At 32.0% G+C, this 18,186-nt stretch carries 16 protein-coding genes; 8 read left to right on the plus strand and 8 right to left on the minus strand.

The genetic code is table 11. From position 1 onward, the window contains the following. Positions 1–30: 30 nt before the first annotated feature. From N2712_04910 to N2712_04930, 5 genes are all read left to right on the plus strand, one after another. Positions 31–153: a hypothetical protein gene (locus N2712_04910; GenBank protein MCX8029319.1), complete on the plus strand. Its 123-nt coding sequence runs from the start codon at positions 31–33 to the stop codon at positions 151–153. A 266-nt stretch (positions 154–419) separates the two neighbouring features. Beyond that, positions 420–2,108, plus strand: coding sequence for a hypothetical protein (locus N2712_04915; GenBank protein MCX8029320.1), 1,689 nt, complete (start codon positions 420–422; stop codon positions 2,106–2,108). A gap of 99 nt (positions 2,109–2,207) precedes the next feature. Continuing rightward, positions 2,208–3,776, plus strand: coding sequence for an HD domain-containing protein (locus N2712_04920; protein ID MCX8029321.1), 1,569 nt, complete (start codon positions 2,208–2,210; stop codon positions 3,774–3,776). Positions 3,777–3,871: 95 nt separating this feature from the next. Further along, positions 3,872–4,033: a hypothetical protein gene (locus N2712_04925; GenBank protein MCX8029322.1), complete on the plus strand. Its 162-nt coding sequence runs from the start codon at positions 3,872–3,874 to the stop codon at positions 4,031–4,033. Positions 4,034–4,265: 232 nt separating this feature from the next. Further along, the gene (locus N2712_04930) at positions 4,266–5,330 is read left to right on the plus strand and encodes a 3-isopropylmalate dehydrogenase (GenBank protein MCX8029323.1); all 1,065 of its coding nucleotides are present in this window, start codon (positions 4,266–4,268) and stop codon (positions 5,328–5,330) included. A gap of 124 nt (positions 5,331–5,454) precedes the next feature. Here N2712_04930 and N2712_04935 read toward each other — a convergent pair whose 3' ends face one another. Further along, positions 5,455–6,768, minus strand: a complete 1,314-nt coding sequence (locus N2712_04935; GenBank protein MCX8029324.1) for an HD domain-containing protein — start codon at positions 6,766–6,768, stop codon at positions 5,455–5,457. Then, complete coding sequence (gene thiH / locus N2712_04940; protein ID MCX8029325.1) at positions 6,758–7,897, minus strand: 2-iminoacetate synthase ThiH; 1,140 nt, start codon at positions 7,895–7,897, stop codon at positions 6,758–6,760. Before thiH ends, N2712_04935 begins: the two co-directional genes overlap by 11 nt. A gap of 116 nt (positions 7,898–8,013) precedes the next feature. Here thiH and N2712_04945 point away from each other — a divergent pair, with 116 nt between their 5' ends. Next, complete coding sequence (locus N2712_04945; protein ID MCX8029326.1) at positions 8,014–9,213, plus strand: class I SAM-dependent RNA methyltransferase; 1,200 nt, start codon at positions 8,014–8,016, stop codon at positions 9,211–9,213. Between the two features lie 85 nt (positions 9,214–9,298). Here the strand turns inward: N2712_04945 and N2712_04950 are convergent, their stop codons facing one another. From N2712_04950 to dut, 3 genes are read right to left on the minus strand one after another with little or no spacing between them, the layout of a single operon-like run. Then, positions 9,299–10,657, minus strand: coding sequence for a UbiA family prenyltransferase (locus N2712_04950; GenBank protein ID MCX8029327.1), 1,359 nt, complete (start codon positions 10,655–10,657; stop codon positions 9,299–9,301). A 54-nt stretch (positions 10,658–10,711) separates the two neighbouring features. Further along, on the minus strand, positions 10,712–12,040 hold the full coding sequence (locus N2712_04955) for an oligosaccharide flippase family protein (GenBank protein MCX8029328.1): 1,329 nt from the start codon (positions 12,038–12,040) through the stop codon (positions 10,712–10,714). Continuing rightward, entirely contained in the window at positions 12,041–12,478 is a 438-nt protein-coding gene (gene dut, locus N2712_04960) for a dUTP diphosphatase (protein ID MCX8029329.1), read from the minus strand. Positions 12,479–12,702: 224 nt separating this feature from the next. Here dut and N2712_04965 point away from each other — a divergent pair, with 224 nt between their 5' ends. Together N2712_04965 and ispF are read left to right on the plus strand one after the other, a co-directional pair. Continuing rightward, positions 12,703–14,286, plus strand: coding sequence for a bifunctional anthranilate synthase component II/anthranilate phosphoribosyltransferase (locus N2712_04965; GenBank protein ID MCX8029330.1), 1,584 nt, complete (start codon positions 12,703–12,705; stop codon positions 14,284–14,286). A gap of 188 nt (positions 14,287–14,474) precedes the next feature. After that, positions 14,475–14,945 (plus strand): 2-C-methyl-D-erythritol 2,4-cyclodiphosphate synthase, encoded by a 471-nt coding sequence (gene ispF, locus N2712_04970; protein MCX8029331.1) that lies wholly within the window; start codon positions 14,475–14,477, stop codon positions 14,943–14,945. A 164-nt stretch (positions 14,946–15,109) separates the two neighbouring features. Here ispF and N2712_04975 read toward each other — a convergent pair whose 3' ends face one another. The 3 genes from N2712_04975 to dnaN are packed head-to-tail and all read right to left on the minus strand — an operon-like array spanning position 15,110 to position 18,104. Then, positions 15,110–16,411, minus strand: coding sequence for an ABC transporter permease (locus N2712_04975; GenBank protein MCX8029332.1), 1,302 nt, complete (start codon positions 16,409–16,411; stop codon positions 15,110–15,112). Next, positions 16,408–16,974, minus strand: a complete 567-nt coding sequence (efp, locus tag N2712_04980; GenBank protein MCX8029333.1) for an elongation factor P — start codon at positions 16,972–16,974, stop codon at positions 16,408–16,410. The genes N2712_04975 and efp overlap by 4 nt, the downstream gene beginning before the upstream one ends. After that, the gene (gene dnaN / locus N2712_04985; protein ID MCX8029334.1) at positions 16,974–18,104 is read right to left on the minus strand and encodes a DNA polymerase III subunit beta; all 1,131 of its coding nucleotides are present in this window, start codon (positions 18,102–18,104) and stop codon (positions 16,974–16,976) included. The genes efp and dnaN overlap by 1 nt, the downstream gene beginning before the upstream one ends. Between the last annotated feature and the right edge of the window lie 82 nt (positions 18,105–18,186).

Consider the following 18,186-nt stretch of genomic DNA (forward strand, 5'->3'; position numbering starts at 1 on the left):
CTTTTGATAACTTTATCTAAGAGTTTTAGGATGTCTAAGCTCTCTTTCGATGGTGGGAGATTAAAGATAGGAATGCAGGTATGGATTTTGAGAGTATTGTTAGATGAGGTAGGTGTTGTAAAGGAGGTTGTAGTATGGAATATTAGAGTATGAGATTAAATGGGAAGGAGTATAAGGTTAATTTAGTTATCTACAAGGAGAGGTGATATATATAACCAATGGTTTTTGATACTGATTTAGAGTTTATGGAGAGTGATGGAAGTATAGAGGAGTTAAGGTAGGGCGAAGTATTATGGAGATTTTATATTTTTATATCTTCTAAGATCAGAATACTCTTCTACGAAGAAGTACCAAAATATAGACAAAACTTCAATTTCATCTAGTGGATTTTTGATTAAAAGTTTTTTATTATATTTTGTATGAAAATGAGATTTCTTATGATTGTTGTTGCTTGCGTAGCAGTTTTTGTGTTTTTAAAAATAGAGTTAGGTTTATCTCAGGGTTTTGTTGAGTTATCTGATATTCAGAAAGGGCAAAAGGGTATGGGTGTAACTAGATGGAGTGACAATAGATTAAAGGAGTTTGAAGTTGAAGTTTTAGGAGTTTTGAAAAACAATCCCCAATCTGGAGTTATAATTGCTAGGATAAATGATGAAGAAATATTGAAGAGTGGTGTAGTTGCTGGGATGAGTGGTAGTCCTGTGTATATAAGTAACAAGTTAGTTGGTGCTGTAGCCTTTACTTGGACGTTCCTAAAAGAACCTATAGTTGGTATAACACCTATTCAGGATATTTTACCACTTGAAAAGTATTTGAAAAATTATGTTTCACTTCCGAGTGAGATGAAGTATGTAACTCCAATAATTATGAGTGGGGTGTCAAAAACTACTAGAGAAATAATTCAAAATGCCTTTAAGAATGATAATTTTGTTTTTTTGGATAGTTTTTCTTCTTTTCAAATAAGTAGAGATACTGATTTTGAAGGATTTAGACCTGGTGATGGTATAGGTATAAATTTAGTTTCTGGGGATATGGAGGTTACAGCTATAGGGACTGTGACTTATGTTGATAGTAATAAAGTATTTGCTCTAGGGCATCCTGCTTTTCTAGGTGGTAAAATGTCTATACCTATTTCAGAGGTTGAAATAGTGACAATAGTACCAAGAGATAATCTATCTTTCAAAATAGGTGTTCCTAAAAGGATAGTAGGGAGTATGGAGTTTGATGGTAGTAGTGGTATTTTTGCTTTAGTAGGTAAAAATGCACCTACAATAAGTGTTTCAGTTCAAGTTGATAATCAGTACAGGTATAACTATGAAATAGCAAAAACCGGTGGAATATTATCTTCACTTATATCTGCTGTTGTGACAGAATCTGTTTTGAGAAGTAGAGGAATATTTGGTGAGGGAAATGTTGAGTTGAATACAAGTATTGTGTTTAGATTTGATGGAGTACAGAGAAAATTTGTAATTGACTTTACTGATATAATACCTGTTTATCAGATTGGATATGGTTATGGGATATCTATTTCTGATGTTAATTCAATATTAGATTTCCTAATATACAATCCAATTTTCAAAGTTGAGATAGACAGTATTAGAATTGATATAAATACTAAGCCTATAGATGTTGGATTTATAGCTTTTGTGGTACCTTCGAAGCTTGTTGTATCTCCAGGAGAAGAGCTGAAGGTTTCGGTAGGTATAAAGAAGTTTAGAGATGATATAAAAGTTAGAGAGTTTAAGTTAAGGATACCAACTTGGGTACAAAGTGGAACAAAAATAAATATAGGTGCGTCAAATAAAGCCTTGAGAACTATTCAGAAGGTAAACTCATTTCCTGAGATGATAGTATTTGACACTTATGAAAAATTATATAATTTCATATCGCATGACTTGAGAACTGATAAACTTGTATTGTATTTAGAGATACCATCGTCGAGTTATGCTAGTAGTGGTTATGTGTATAATCTTTTGCCTAACTACCTTACAACTGTATTTACCTTGAATCCTAAATCAAAGAATTTGATACCTTTCATGGTTGAAGATGAAGTGTTTGAGGAATTTCCTATAGGTGGTGTTGTAACAACTTCTATATTCGTAAAGTAATTGTTATAAGTTTAGTAAAAGTTATAAAGATATCCTTCTATTTATAGGGAATAGTGGGTAGTTGAATATTGATATAGAATTTTTTAAAATACTTTTGGTATGCAGGATTTTAGACAAGGGTTTGATGAGATTAGGGTTCCTTTGAAAGTATCCAAGTTTTTTATCCTTGAAGGTGACATACTTGATGAAGACATACTTTACTATGATAACTTAAAGAAGGGTCTAGTGCTTGATAGTAATACTATAGGAGTAATTCAGAAACTGGATCAGATTAAAGATGTCAGAGTATTGAGATATAAAAGTCTTGTCGATGCTTTTGGGGTAGAGAAAAAAGGTAGTTCAAGTATTCATTTTACTGATGATTTTGATGTTAGAGTAGCTGAAACTGTAAATAGTTTTACAGACTATGATGTTAAAATGGGTTTTAGCGATGAAAAAATTAATAAAAAAATATCAGAAGCTATAAGAAATACTATTCTGAATATAAGAGGTAAAGATTACGAAGACAAAGTGGATAAAACTACTGCGCTAATATCTGATGCTGTTCAAAAAGATCAAATAGTATCTCAAACTATGCTACTTGATGTTCGAAAGACCATAAGGGAGATATCTCAGAGTTTTGTTGATGCTGTATCATTGAAGAATGTTATTCCAATAAAGGCAAAAAAAGAAGTGGTGTCTTTGAATCTTTCGAATAAAAGTATTTCAAATTATTTTTTAGATTTGGTTGTTACAGATAAGGTTTCTTTTGTAAGTTCCGCAAAGAGTGTTATTTTGAAGTTTATAAATTCGTTTGGAGATGATAATAGTGGTATAGTGCTTAGCTCTATGCTCCAATATTCAGATAATGATGATTATGTAGTTGCTCACTCTATATTTGTTATGGCTTTGTCCATAATGATAGCTAAGGAACTCACGAATATAGTTTATGAAAAGATATCGTCAAATCAAAATAGCAAGATTGATCCTAGAAGTTTGAAGCTTATTTCTCTGAAAACGTTTGATTTAGATGATTTGATAAATATTGGTCTTGCTGCTTTGCTTCATGATGTAGGTATTAGAAAGAATTTTGGTGTTATACCTCCATCTTACAAGATTCCATCTACTAATATATCAAAGATAGAGCTTCATCCTAGTGAATCCAGTTTTTTTGTTCAGAAGCTTAGCTTAGATGTCAGTGTTCAGCGAGCTGTTTACGAGCATCATGAATTTCTTGATGGTAGTGGGTATCCAAAAGGATTAAAGAGGTACATGTCAAAATACTCACCTATAATAGCTTTTGCTGAGAAATTTAGCGAATTGGTGCTCGAGAATCCTTTTATAGAGAGACCTATTTCTCCTGCTGTTGCTTTAGGTTACATTCTCAAAAATGAGATTGGAAAATATGATAAAGATGTAATTTTTGCTTTCGTAAGAGCAACTTCTACTTATCCTATAGGTAGTTGGATTCAAATTTCGAATGGTATGATTGGTTTTGTTAAGGATGTGAGTCCGAAAGATAGATCAAAACAAGTTGTAAAACTAGTTTTTAATGAATCTCTAAACAAAATTGAAGAACATAAGTTAGTAGATCTAGCTGAGTATGATGAGTATAAGATAATTAAGATAATGAATCCAATTGAATTATCTAAGAGAGTTGGAGATTTAAGACAGTATTACTTTGACTAGGAGCAAATGTTTTTCAAAGTAAATTTTTGTTTGCTCTGAAATACAGAGTCTAAACTTTACAGAATAGAAGATTTCAAAATATGTTTGGAGGTCATATGGAAAACCTTAAATTTCAATTAACTCTTGATATCAGATACTCAAAGAAGAGAACAAGATCAAAAACAATAACTTTGTACTACATAATTCTTGGATTACCACCATGTAAGGATAATAGAAAAGTCTTTGATAAGGTTGGGATAAAGGAAGTATTTATGTAAAACAAAACTATCGCTTAAGAAAGTACCGATTTCTTTTACTAGAAGTTTATTGTATTTTAGAGAAAATTGTTTGCTTAGTATCTGTTAAGGCAAAAGGAAGTAAGTAAGTATTGTACATAATTAAGTAATATAAGTGATACTTAAAATCTTGGAATTTAACAACTTTATAATGGATTTTTTGAAAATACTTTTTTGTATTAGTTATACTTAAATCCTATCTAGGAGGTTTATAATGTCTAAACAGTATGATATTGCTTTGATACCTGGAGATGGTACTGGACCTGAGGTTATAAACGAAGGTGTTAAGGTGCTTAAGGCTGTTGGATCCAAATATGGTATTGAATTTAAGTTTGTTAATTACCCTTATGGAGGAGAACACTATCTTAAGACAGGAGAAGTTTTACCTGACAGTGCTATACAGGAATTCAAGGATTTTGATGCTATATATTTGGGTGCGGTAGGAGATCCTAGGGTTAAACCAGGGATTCTAGAGAGAGGTATATTACTTAAGTTAAGGTTTGACCTTGATTTATATGTTAATTTAAGACCTGCACATCTGTACGAAGGAGTTTGGACACCTTTGAAAGATAAAGGGCCTAATGAGATAAACTTTACTGTTATAAGGGAGAATACTGAGGGGTTATACGTTGGTGCAGGAGGATTTTTGTACAAAGGTACTCCAAGAGAAGTAGCAGTTCAGGAAATGATATGTACTAGACATGGTACTGAAAGGATAATAAGGTTTGCTTTTGATTATGCTAGAAGGTATGGTAGAGAAAAGAAACTAACCATGGTTGGTAAGACTAATGTTTTAAATTATGCTCATGATTTGTGGGCTAGGGTTTTTGATGAAGTTTCGAAAGAGTATCCTGATGTTAAAACAGACTATGCGCATGTTGATGCTACTTGTATGTGGATGGTGAAGAATCCTGAATGGTTTGATATTATTGTTACAGATAATATGTTTGGTGATATAATAACCGATCTTGCAGCGATAATACAGGGAGGACTTGGAGTTGCTGCTGGTGGTAATATAAACCCAGAAGGTGTATCTATGTTTGAACCTATGGGTGGTTCTGCTCCTAAATATACAGGTAAAAATGTTATAAATCCAATAGCAGCAATCGAAGCAGGAAGGCTTATGGTACAGTTTCTAGGGGAAGAAGAAGCTGCAAAGGCTATACAAGAAGCAGTTAAGAAAACCGTGAAAATGATGAAAAGTATGAACGCAGGACAAATGGGATATTCAACTACTGAAGTAGGTGACCTAGTTATTAAACATTTACTTTCAGAGTAGAAGATAATTATCACTACATTAAAGATTTCTGTAAAATGTGGTATATGTTGTTATAATTTAGCAACAAGAACCTTGAATAATTTCCTTATTAGATCTTTGGTTTTAGATTGTTGAAAAGTAGTTTTTATACTATTTTGGATAGATTTTTTAGAAATATAGTACCTATTTTTTCATCAAAATGTTGTCCAAGATTTTCACGAAACAGCTGTTTTATGCTTTCTATATCTAATTTCTCTCTATAAACTCTTGAGGAATTAAGGGCATCAAATACATCAGCAATTGTGGTTATTTTTACATAATCTGGTATGAGTTTGCCATTTAGTCTTAAAGGGTATCCCTCTCCATTAACTTTTTCGTGGTGTAGGTATGCTATATCACTTAGATCTCTAAATAAACTAACAGAGGAAAGTAATTCCTTACCTATAACAGTATGTGTTTTCATTTCTTCCATCATGTCAGGTGGTAGTTTTGATGGATGTAACAAAACCTCATCTCTTACTCCTAATTTTCCTATATCGTGTAACAAAGCACCTAGTTCTATGAAGTTTGGCATATGCGTATTTTTATATATAATCTTGGCAAGATTATAAGAATATTTTGCTACTCTTTCAGAATGACCTTTAGTGTAGTAATCTCTTTCTTCAAGAATCGATATTAACATAACTGTAAACCATCTAAATATGGTTTCCTCGTTTTTGTATTCTTTTGAGAGTTCTTCTAGTAGGGTTTTGTAGTTTTTGTATTTTTCTATTGTAGTTCTTATCATGTTTATTATTGTGGTAAGGTTGAATAATGTTATTACGGATAACGAAATGATTGTGTTTATGATGTTTTTGTTTTCTTCTTTTGTAAGTTCGTTTGCTACTGAAATTGCTAGAAGAGATGGTAGCAAAATGGTTATGAATATACTGATTTTTTTGATATTATTTAATTCTTTGTTGTATATTCCGAAGAAATTAACACTTTCGATTACAGAAACTGATATTGGTATTGTTATTATCAACAGCTTAACAGATGGTATGTCGTATAGGGAACCAAGTATTAGAAATATTGAAGTAATAAAAGTTACAATACCGTATATAGTTAAGTAGGATTTACTTATTGTATCGTGTCTATTGGTTGTTATTCTTACTATCAATGGTGATACGAAGATAAATGCCGTGAGTGAAAGATCTTTTAGAAGGCGAAATGTTGTATAACCATATACGTTTTCGAAAATATAGTTAAATAGAAACAAAAATATAAGGGAGTTTGTTAGGAAGTTTGTGAGAAAGTGTCTTTGGTTATAGTATAAGTACCTTAAGTTTTTCTGTTTAAGAATCGAAAAATTTGATAGTATTAGAGATAAATATATAAACCATGAAACAAATGTTATACCGGCGTTTATTGATATTACTATGTTTTCTATGTTCTCATCTAATGTATCTTCAAGAAACATGGAATTCTTTAATCCAGTTTACAAAGGTAGGTAGTAATCCTTTAGATTTTAGCATTTCTGTAAACTCTTGTATGGTTCTTTCGTCGGAGATATCAAATTGTGATGATTTTATATTTTGTGAGTAGCCACCTACTGCGGTTGATGATTCTGCTGACATTCTAGTAGGACCTAGAAGTGCTATATTGTCTCTAAATGTACTAGATTCTCTAGTCGAGATGTTTATGGATACTCTTTTTAGGAATATTCTTGCAACTGTTATAAATTGTACCAAATCTATATCGCTGACAGGATATAGGTCGAATTTGAAATTACTACTATTGTGTATAGGTCTCATTCTAGGAAATGAAATACCTATTTCGACATTGGGATATGTTTCAAAGAGATATTCTGCATGTTTGAGTACGAAAAATACTTCTCTTCTTACAGGTGCTAATCCTAGTAAAGCTCCTATATTTATCTCTCTAAATCCAGATCTGCATCCCCTATCTGGTGTTTCCAATCTGTATGTGTAGTTTTTCTTAGGACCAAACAAATGGAGTTTGTCGTAGATTTCTTTGTTATATACTTCTTGATATACTATTAGACCCTCTGCTCCACTTTCTATTACCTTTTTATAATCTTCTTCATCCATTGGGTATATTTCAATAGAAACTTCATCAAAGTACTCCTTTAAAACCCTTATAACACTTGTTATGTATTCTACGCCGACTAATTTAGATTCACCTGTAAGTAGTAGCACGTGTCTTATACCTTTACTTCTTAAGATTTTGGCTTCTTCTCTGACTTTATCTAAAGGTAGGGTTGTCCTTTTGAATTTTTCAAGTACGCTAAAACCGCAATACAAACATGCGTTTACACAATGATCTGATACGTACAGTGGAGCGTATATGAAAATTACATTTCCAAAAAACTGTCTTGTTATTTTGTAGGACTTTCTTGCCAAAAGTTCTATGTATTTATGTGCTTTAGGTGATAATAGGGCAATTAGGTCGTTGTCATTTAAATATTCTTTTGTTAAAGCTTTTTCAACATCATCGTATGATACATCTTCAAACAATTTTTCAAAGTTCCAGCTATAATACTTTTCTAGAATCTGTAAGAAACTGCTTTTTTCTTTTAGTATTATCATAAGTTAATTATAACAATTTCTGAAGTTTTTATCCAATTTTTTGTAACTGTTGTTTTGATGAGTGATATAAATTTTATCGTTTGATGTTTAATTTTTTAATATTATTAGACAAAAGTATGGATAGGGGAGATGTTATTACAATCAAAATATTAGATATAGAAAAAGAAGGTTTATGTAGAGGTGTTTCTGATAAAGATGTTGAGGTTTTTACAAGGTATGCTATACCCGGTGAAATTGTTAATGTAAAGATTTTTAAGTTTTCTCCTATATATGGGGATATTGTAAGTATATTAAAGCCGTCTGAGGAAAGAGTGGATCCAGGATGTAAATTTTTTGGAAATTGTGGTGGGTGTGATTTACAAATGCTCCCATACCAGAAACAGCTTGAGTATAAAAAGTCTCTTCTTATTAAAGAATTTTCGACTCTTCCATACTTTAATATTGAAATCATAGAGGATGTGGTTCCATCACCTAAGGAGTATAATTATAGAAACAGCGTTATGTTTAGAGTAAATCCTAAACATAAAAAAATAGGTTTTCTTAGAAGAGATACCAACATAGTAGTTGATATTGATGAGTGTAAAATTGCTTCTGAGGAAATCAACTATGCTCTTAAAAAAATAAGGCAACAGGAAAATTTTCCGCCGCATGTGTTTAAAGTTAGATCAACTTCGGATGGAGATATTGTTGTAAATCAAATAAAAACACAGAATTTTGAGGATAGAGATGTTTTTGAAACTGTTATTGTTGATGGTTTGTCTTACAAGTTTAGAATTTCTAGAGAAAGTTTCTTCCAGGTTAATAACTATGTTATACCTATTTGGCTTAAGAAGATTAGAGAGTTAGTTTTAGAGAACTTGGAGGATAGGAGTTTGGTACTTGATTTGTACTGTGGAGTTGGTCTGATAACTTTTTTTGTAAGTGATTTATTCGACAGAGTTATAGGTGTTGAAATTAGTAAGCGAGCTGTTGAGGATGCAATTTTCAATATAACTCTTAACAATATAAAGAATGTAGAGATTATAAGAGGAGAAGTAAGTAAGGTAATTCCAATAGTTAACTTGATTCCGGAATTTATCATAGTTGATCCCTCTAGGGAGGGTATTGATAGTGACACTATGAATTTTATAATATCATACTACAAGCAAAAGGGTAAACCTAGAAAGATATTGTACTCGTCTTGTAATTATGAAACGCAGGTTAGAGATATAAGAAAGCTATATGAGTATGGATTTAGAGTTAAGAAAGTTGTACCATTTGATATGTTTCCACAGACACATCATGTGGAGGTTTTGGCCTACATTGAAGTTGTTTAGATAACTTGATTTATGTGATAGAAAACTCACCTATAGTGAAGATATAGCTTTGTTTAGATTTTTGTTATTTGACGGTTGGTTTAGTTTATACTTTCATTATTCTGTATATTACTATTCCTGCGATAATTAAGATTGAGTTAATTTTCACAAGGTTTGCTGTTAAAAGGTCAAGCATGCCCTTTTGGATATAATTATCTCTAAAAGCCCATTTAATGTTGTTTATGGCTAGTGGTAATGAGAATAGTCCTATTAATGTCCATATGGGTAAGAATCCCAGTATTATAGCAATTAACAGAGAGAGGTAAGATGATATTACTAAAAATGCATAGTAGTATTTTGATAATTCTTGTCCTAGTATTCCCGCAAATGTTCTATATCCTGAATTTAAGTCATCTTGTATGTCTCTCATATTGTTACCATGAAGTATTGCTACTACTAGTAAAGATATTGGTAAGAAACTTACTATTACTGAAAGGTTTAGTATGGTAGTTTGTACGAAATATGATCCGAAAAATATACCGCTCCAAGCTATAAATACTGCTATATCTCCGAGTCCGACGTATTTAAATCCAAATCCTATGAATGTATAGAATAATCCTAGTATTCCACCTATTAAGACTAGGTATAAAAATGTAGTGTTGAATCCTATGAGATACCATATTATACTACCTATAACTAAAGCAGAAAATATAAGTGTTATCCCTACTAGTAATACTTCTTTAGGTTTGAGTAGTCCTTCAACTAATACTCTACTTGATCCTAGGGTTTTCCAGTTATCAGCACCTTTCTTATAATCAAAGTAATCAGATATAGCGTTGACGCCTAAGTGAACTAGCATAGCACTTATGAGTGTTAGAGAAAACTTTATTATATCGATTACAGGAGCAAGTAGTGTTCCCATTACGACTGCACTTATAGTTGCTACCAAAGACCATGGTCTGGTTGATTGTATTACATATTTTAATTTAGGTTCACTTGACATTTCTTTTGCTATTTTTTCTCTTGTATAATCGTCGACATCTACTTCAAATCTAGGTTTCCATCCTTCTTGAAAATAGCTTACATAAAGTTTGCTTAATTTTATCTTGACTACTGCTGTATTAGGATTAGATTTTAGAAACGGCACTATGGAAAAATTTTTGCTGGTTATTATACTTCTTTCAGGTGTTTTGTCAGTGTCTCCTAAAATTTCTGCTATCCCTATCCCTTGTATGAATGCTGATGGATCATTTTTTTCAATCACAAAAAATACTTCTGGGTTCTCAATTATGTTTTTGAAAGTATGTCCATCTTTTTCTAGTATGACGTATATATTGCCATTTTTTTCGCCATAGTAGACCTTAGTTGACCATACATTGCCTTTGCTGTTTTTAGTTGTTAAAGTTATAGTGTTGTTTTGTTTTAATATTTTAGTTATCGCTGATATCTTATCTTTATCTGTCATAGATTTGTACTCCTTGTTTTGCGTAGTTATTCTATGTATTTTTGATTAGGCTTTTCAAATTTGTGTATTTTCTTCTAGTATTGCTTCTTCTTTAGAAGCTGAGGTTTTTGGTTCTTTTGATAGTAGTAACATAATTGATAATGATACCATTAAGAAAGTTCCTGCTACAAGGTCAACTATTATTATCTCTATGAATGTGTTGTGAAACATTATAAATCCTGTTATTAGTATAAAATCAGTTATAGCAAGTGGTATTAAGAAATACCAGTTTTTGAATACAATGCTATAGTTTATCAACAGAAATGAAATTCCGAGAGGTATGACAGCTAATGTGAATAGAGTTAATATGCTTTTTGCTTCTAGGTATCTTTCGCCGAATATCTTGAGTATTATATCTCCAAATAGTGCTATGAAAATAAGATATAGTATACTTGCGAGAAGAGATAGAATTATGCCTTTGAATAAAGCCATAATACTTGCTTTGTAGCCTTTTGTGTTAAGGTCTTCTATCATTCTAGGGAGTACAACATAAGAAATTGGTATTATCACAAATAAATTTGCTTTTGCTATTGTTGATGCTATTGCGAATATGTCGGTATCTGCTTCATTAAAGTACCTTCTCGAGAATATAACATCTCCAAAATTTAAGATGCTATAAAACATATTTATAAGTACTATTGGTATGAGTGGTATAAAGTAGGATAATTTTATTCTGAATTGACCGTTATCAGTAGATATTTCTCTATATTCTTTGTTTAGGATGAGTATCAGAGATGATGCAATGAATGATAATACAGATCCTACAAGCATAGATGCAGTTGCTCCTGTGTATCCATTCCAGACTAGTATGTATGGGTAAGTCAGTATGAATCTGGTGAAAGGATATAGAAAAGATACTATTCCTAGAAGAAGAAATATCTTTAAGGATTGAAATAGGGATGATGTTATACTATTTAGATAAGAAAGTATAATTACCATTGTGGCCATGATGAATGGTAAGAAATCAATGTTCATAAATGCTGTTATGTACTGATAGAATGGGTATGCTGATAGGAATAAGAGAGATAGTAAAATAAAGGAATAGAGTGCAAATTTGTAAGATATGTTTACTGCTTTTTTAACTTGCCCTTTTGATATAAGTTCTGATGTTTCTCTTACATTGAACATTCGGAATGCTATTGCTATTGTTGAGAGTATATTTATGAAAGAGTTTATTGACATTACAGCTCCATATTGGCCTGGTGGTAGAGTTCTTGTGTAGATTATGTTTACAAGGAATGCTACCAAGTTTCCTAAGACTGTGAAGAATGTTAGTACTGCAGAATCGAAATAGAATCTATCGGACTTTATTTTGTTTATTGTTTTGTTTATTAATGATATCATTTAAATCCCCGTAGATCCGAAACCACCTGTACCTCTAGACGTTTGTGATAATTCATCTACGACTTTTATACTGACCCTTTCAAATTTTGATATAACCATCTGTGCTATTCTCATTCCGTTTTTGACTATAAAAGGTTCTTTTCCTAAGTTCATAAGTATTACTATGATTTCACCTCTATAGTCTGGATCGATGGTTCCAGGTGTATTTGGTAGCGTTAGTCCATAGTTTAGTGCTAGTCCACTTCTTGGCCTTATTTGTGCTTCATATCCATCTGGTAGTTCTATTGATATTCCTGTTGGTATACTTTTTATTTCTCCAGGGTTTATAACAATGTCTTCATCTATACAGGCATATAGATCAAGACCTGCTGAGCTTTCTGTTTGATACTTTGGAAGAGTTGAGTTTTTTCTTAGGATTTTTACCTTTAGTTCTATCATGACAATGAATGATAATTTTTGAATTCTCCTGATTTCAAGAAATTTTAATAAGGTCTAAGAGTTTTTCAGGAGTGATTTTCTATTAGAGATTTGTATTTTCTACTTCGTGTAGAAGCTTTATATTTCTTCCTATTGTCGAATTGTTGAAATTTTGTTTAGTGTAAATTACTGTATTTGGTGAGATAATTTGAAATAACAACAATATTTTAGTATAATTTGCTACTATGATAGTGTTTATAGATAATTATGACTCATTTGTGTATAACCTTGTTCAATATGTAGGTGCGATATATCCTAATGTGAAAGTTTTTAGAAATGATGAAATTAGTGTTGAAGATATAAAGAGAATGTCACCTTCTGGTATAATAATTTCTCCAGGGCCTGGTTGGCCAAAGGATGCAGGTATATCTGAAGAACTTATAAGAGAGTTTTATGACAAGGTACCAATACTTGGTGTTTGTCTTGGACATCAGGCAATAGGTGAGGTGTTCGGTGGTAGAATAATTCATGCCAAAAGAATTATGCATGGTAAAACATCAGTCATAGTTCATAACCAAAAGGATATATTTAAGGATCTTCCTGTTCCATTAAAGGCTACGAGATACCATTCTCTTGTTATAGATCCTTCTTCTTTGCCCGAGGAATTAGAAGTTATCTCGAAGAGTGAAGATGAGGAAATAATGGGAGTGAAGCACAAAACCTACCCTGTATTTGGTGTTCAGTTTCATCCTGAGTCAATAGCAACAGAGTATGGAATGAAGATGATAAAGAATTTCATTGATATTATAAAACCTACCATAAACATTTCTTTGTTTATAAATAAGATCAGTTCAAGACAGGATCTCTCTGATGAAGAAGCTAGTATAGTTTCAGATAGAATAATAAAGGGAGAAATATCTCCTACTGTAACTTCTGCTATTTTACTCGGTATGAGGGTAAAAGGCGAAAGTGTTAGTGAAATTTACGGTTTTGCTAAAAGTATGCTTGATAATGCTATTAAGATAAACATAGATGGTGTTTCTATTGATAACTGTGGTACTGGAGGAGATGGTAAGCATACTATTAATATATCAACTATATCTTCTTTTGTCATAGCAGGTGCTGGTGATATAAAAGTTCCAAAGCACGGTAATAGAGCAGTTTCGAGTAAGGTTGGAAGTGCTGATTTACTTGAAGGTCTCGGAGCTAAAATAGATATACCGCCGGACAAAATGGAAAAAATTATAAATGACATAGGTGTTGGTTTTCTTTTTGCTCCTATTTATCATCCAAGTATGAAAAATGTTGCACCTGTGAGAAAAGAGTTGGGAATTAGAACTATATTCAATATCCTTGGCCCTATAGTCAATCCTGCAAGACCTAAATATCAGTTAATTGGTGTCTTTGATGAAAAGTTGTTGAAAATTCTACCAGAAGTTTTAGCAAAGTTAGGTGTAGAAAGAGCTTTCGTAGTGCATAGTGAAGACGGCCTTGATGAGGTTTCACCTTCTGTTCCTACCAGGGTAGCATATTTATCAAATGGAAATGTAAAATATTTCAGAATAAAGCCTCAAGATTTTGGTTTTGATCCCATACCTATTAGTGAAATGTTTGGTGGGGATATTGAGTACAATAAGAAAATTTGCATTGATATTCTCAGTGATAAAGATATACCGCAGAAAAGTGCCATAATAATGAATGCTTCATTAGGTATACTTGTATCAGGTTTGGCTAAAAATCTTTCTCAAGCAGTTGAAATGGCTAAAAAATCGATATCTTCTGGTAAAGCATTGGAAAAACTACAGAAATTCATTCAGTCAACATTGTAGATTAGGAGAAATAATATGAAAATTCTTTTGTAGAAATAGAAACACAGACTATTCTATCAGGTTTGATTGGTAGTTGTAGATTAGTTAAACTAAGGAATACACGTTTTTTGTTTTTAGTTTTGTATTTAATTAGGTTATAATGATTGTTGTAATTTAAACAGTAGTGTATTGGATAAGGAGGTTGATTTATGTATAGGGTAGGGCAAGGATTTGATATACACAAACTAGTTGAAGGTAAGAGACTGATTTTAGGAGGGGTTGAAATTCCTAATGATAAAGGTTCTTTAGCACATTCCGATGGAGATGTTTTACTTCATTCCATCACAGATGCTCTTCTTGGAGCAATAGGTGAAAGAGATATAGGTTATCATTTTCCAGATACATCGCCAAAAACGAAGGATATTGGTAGTAGTATTATACTTTTAAAGATAGTGGATATGGTCAAGTCAAAAGGTTATTCGATAGTCAATTTGGATTCAACCATAATAGCAAACAAACCTAAATTACAACCATATGTACCTAAAATTAGAGAAAACATTTCAAAGCTTTTGGAGATAAGTCAAGACAATGTCTCTATAAAGGCTAAAACTACAGAAGGATTCTTTTTTAGAGATGATGGGTTGATGGTTTTTTCTGTAGTACTTTTGACTAAATTCTGACACATTTTTGTTTTGATCATACGGGTATCCTTTGATTTGTTATCTCAAATATGAATTAACTATGTAATTACTTATGAATTTTGTGAAAACAAAAATTAGCTTTTGGATTTGTTTTTAGTATATAGCTTAGCTTGTTATATATTTTGATAGTTTTTATGGATTAATTATTCATTCCTCAATATTTCTGAAGGTTTGAGTTTTGAAGCTCGTAGTGCTGGGAATAACCCTGCTAGTATGGATACACTGGTTGCAAAAACTGAAATTAGGAATAGATCTAGAAATTCTACTTTAGTTGGGAATGATTTTATGTAATAGACGTTACTTTTGAAAAACTCAAATTTTTCGGGATAACTTACGTAAGGATTTATCATTTTTGCTACAGGATAGGAGAGATTAAAGATTATGAAATTTACGAAGTTTTCTATTCCTAAAGTTATTGCTTCTAGATTTATTGAGATTAAGACTCCGATTAAAAGTCCTACAATGCTTCCGAATACTCCGAGTAGAGCTCCTGCTATTACGAATATATTTAGTATATCTATATTTCTCATACCAATTGCTTTTAGTATAGCTATTTCTGATTTTTTGTCGAGTGCTAGTGACATCATAGTTCCTATTATACCAAATGACACGACAGTAAAGAAGAGAAATAATATTAACATCATGACAGTTTTTTGATTGTACATAGCCTCAAACAGGTTTCGATTTGTGTCTTGCCAAGTTAATACAATAAACTCTCCTGAGAATTTATTTAGAATTTGGTATTTATATTCTTTGACTTTTTCAACATCATCAACCATTACGCTTATTCCGTAAGCAAGTTTACCTACCTTAAAAATAGACTGAGCATCTTCTATTAGCACAGCAGATAATATGTTATCATAATCACCGTATCCTGTTGAGAATATACCTTTGACGATGAAAGTTCTAATTCTGGGTAGTTCTCCCTCTAATGGTGGTTTTACTATGACTTCGATTTCAGATCCTACTGTTGCTCTTAAATTATAGGCGATTGTTTCAGCTAGTAATATTTCCCCTCTTTTGAGTTCATAACTTCCTTTGAGTAGTTTAAAGTGTTTTTGGTATCTTTTTATAGTATTGGTAGTTATACCCATGATTAATGTTCCGTGTATGTTGTCCCCCCATTTTCTGAGTAATCCTTGTCCTTCGTAGTATGGATCGGCGTCTACAACCCAGGGAAAAATTTTTTTTATTTCATTCGCAAAGAAATCATAATCTTTTATTCCTAATCCTCTACCTATAACAGATATATGAGATTCTTTGCCTATCATTTTTTCTTTCAAGTCTTCTCTAAAACCGTTTGTGATGGATAGCACTACTACTGATGTTGCTACACCTACCGTTATTGACAGAAAAGCAACTAAAGCTATTTTAGATATTACATCCTTTCCAGATAGATTTATATACCTTGTTGCTATAAAAAGTACGACTTTTTTGACTATCATTTAACTCTCTCTACGTATCTATTTTCCCTTGTATCAACTTTTATTTTATCTCCTATTTGAACAAATAGTGGTACTTGTACTACAAGTCCAGTTTCAAGTTTTGCTGGTTTGGATCCTCCGCTAACGGTATCTCCCCTCAGACCAGGATCGGTTTCAGTGACTTCGAGTTCTATGAAATCTGGTGGTAATATAGTTATAACTCTACCTTCGTGGATATATCCCATAACATTCACATTTTCTTTTATGTATAGCAAAGTATCTCCAAGCGTGTTTTTTAATATTTCATATTGTTCATATGTTTCGTTATCCATGATTCCGACATTAGTATCGTCAATGTAGATTATACTCATTTCTTTTATCTCAACATCTGGTTTTTCTATTATTGTGTCTGAGCCAAAAGTTTTTTCAATAAGGTTGCCAGTTTCAATAGACTTGAGTTTTAACCTAGAATTTGCACCACCTCTACCTAATTTTATATGTTGATTGTCGACAACAAGATAGTATTTACCATCGATGAAAACTATGTTGTTTCTTCTCAAGGATGCTGCTTCAACTCCTGCCATTAGCTCCTCCTTAGGGGCATAACAACGTATATAAATTCTTTTTCGTCTTCAGACCATAGTTTGTTGGCAGATTCGTAATTTGTGAATCCCCAGTAAACTTCGTTTGCTTCAAGAGACGATAAGTAGTCAAGTATAAATGTGTAGTTAAAATGCAAATAGTCAGGATTTCCAAAATATTTACAGGGTATAACTTCTTTAGCATAACCTATTATGCTATTTTCAACTTCAATTTTAAGTCTTTCTGCATCAAAGTTAAATGATACTCTGTTTGTTTCTTTATCGACTATTGTTGATACTCTTTTTATTGCTTCTTCTAGTGACTTCTTGTTTATTATGGCATAGTTACTTAATCCTGTTGGTATGACTGCTTCATAGTTTGGAAAGTTGCCTGATATTACGGATGATGATATAGTCACAGTTGGTAAAGAAAATACGACATTCCTGACTTGATTATCTTCATCATAGTTAACACCTACATTAATGGGGCCTTCATCACCAAGCATATCTTCTAATATCTCAAGAGTTTCTGCTGGGACTACAAACTTCGTATTAGTAGTGTCAGTTTCTGATTTGTATGATGATTTAAATATACCCATTCTTTTTGTATCTGTCGCTACGAAAGTTATATCTCCACTTTCTCTAAGGTCAAATAGTACTCCAGTGAATATAGCCTGTAATGTGTTATCAGATGAGCAGAATTTTACTATCTTTTTTGTTACTTTTTTCATATCTGCTTGAGATAAATCAAATTTGTAAGAAGTTTCTATAACTTCAAGTATTTGTTTAGGATATTCTTCAATAGGTATGGTTTGAAGAGAGAAATTTATGCTGTCTGTTTCTATTGATATGAGGTTTCCTTCATCTTTTATCGTGATTGTGGTATCTGGTAGTGTTTTCAGTATTTGCAAAAACTTTTCTCCCAGAACTAGAAATTTGCCTTCGGAATGTACATCTGCTTTTTCTTTAACTCTAACTGTATATTGTTGATTTGCTCCGATTATATTTATATCATCTCTAGAAACATCAAAGTATATATGGTTAAGTATTTGGAGGGTTTTGTTGGAGGATGTTGCTTTAACAACAGGTCTTACTATTTTCTCAAATACTTTTGAAGATATCTCAAACTTCATAATATTGCTCCCCAACAATCAGAATTCTAAAAAATTTGTTTATACCCTTTCAAAGAAATTAGATCTTCGAAAATCCTGATAA

This window comes from Brevinematales bacterium (assembly GCA_026415355.1).
In the GTDB taxonomy this organism is placed as follows: domain Bacteria; phylum Spirochaetota; class Brevinematia; order DTOW01; family DTOW01; genus SKYB106.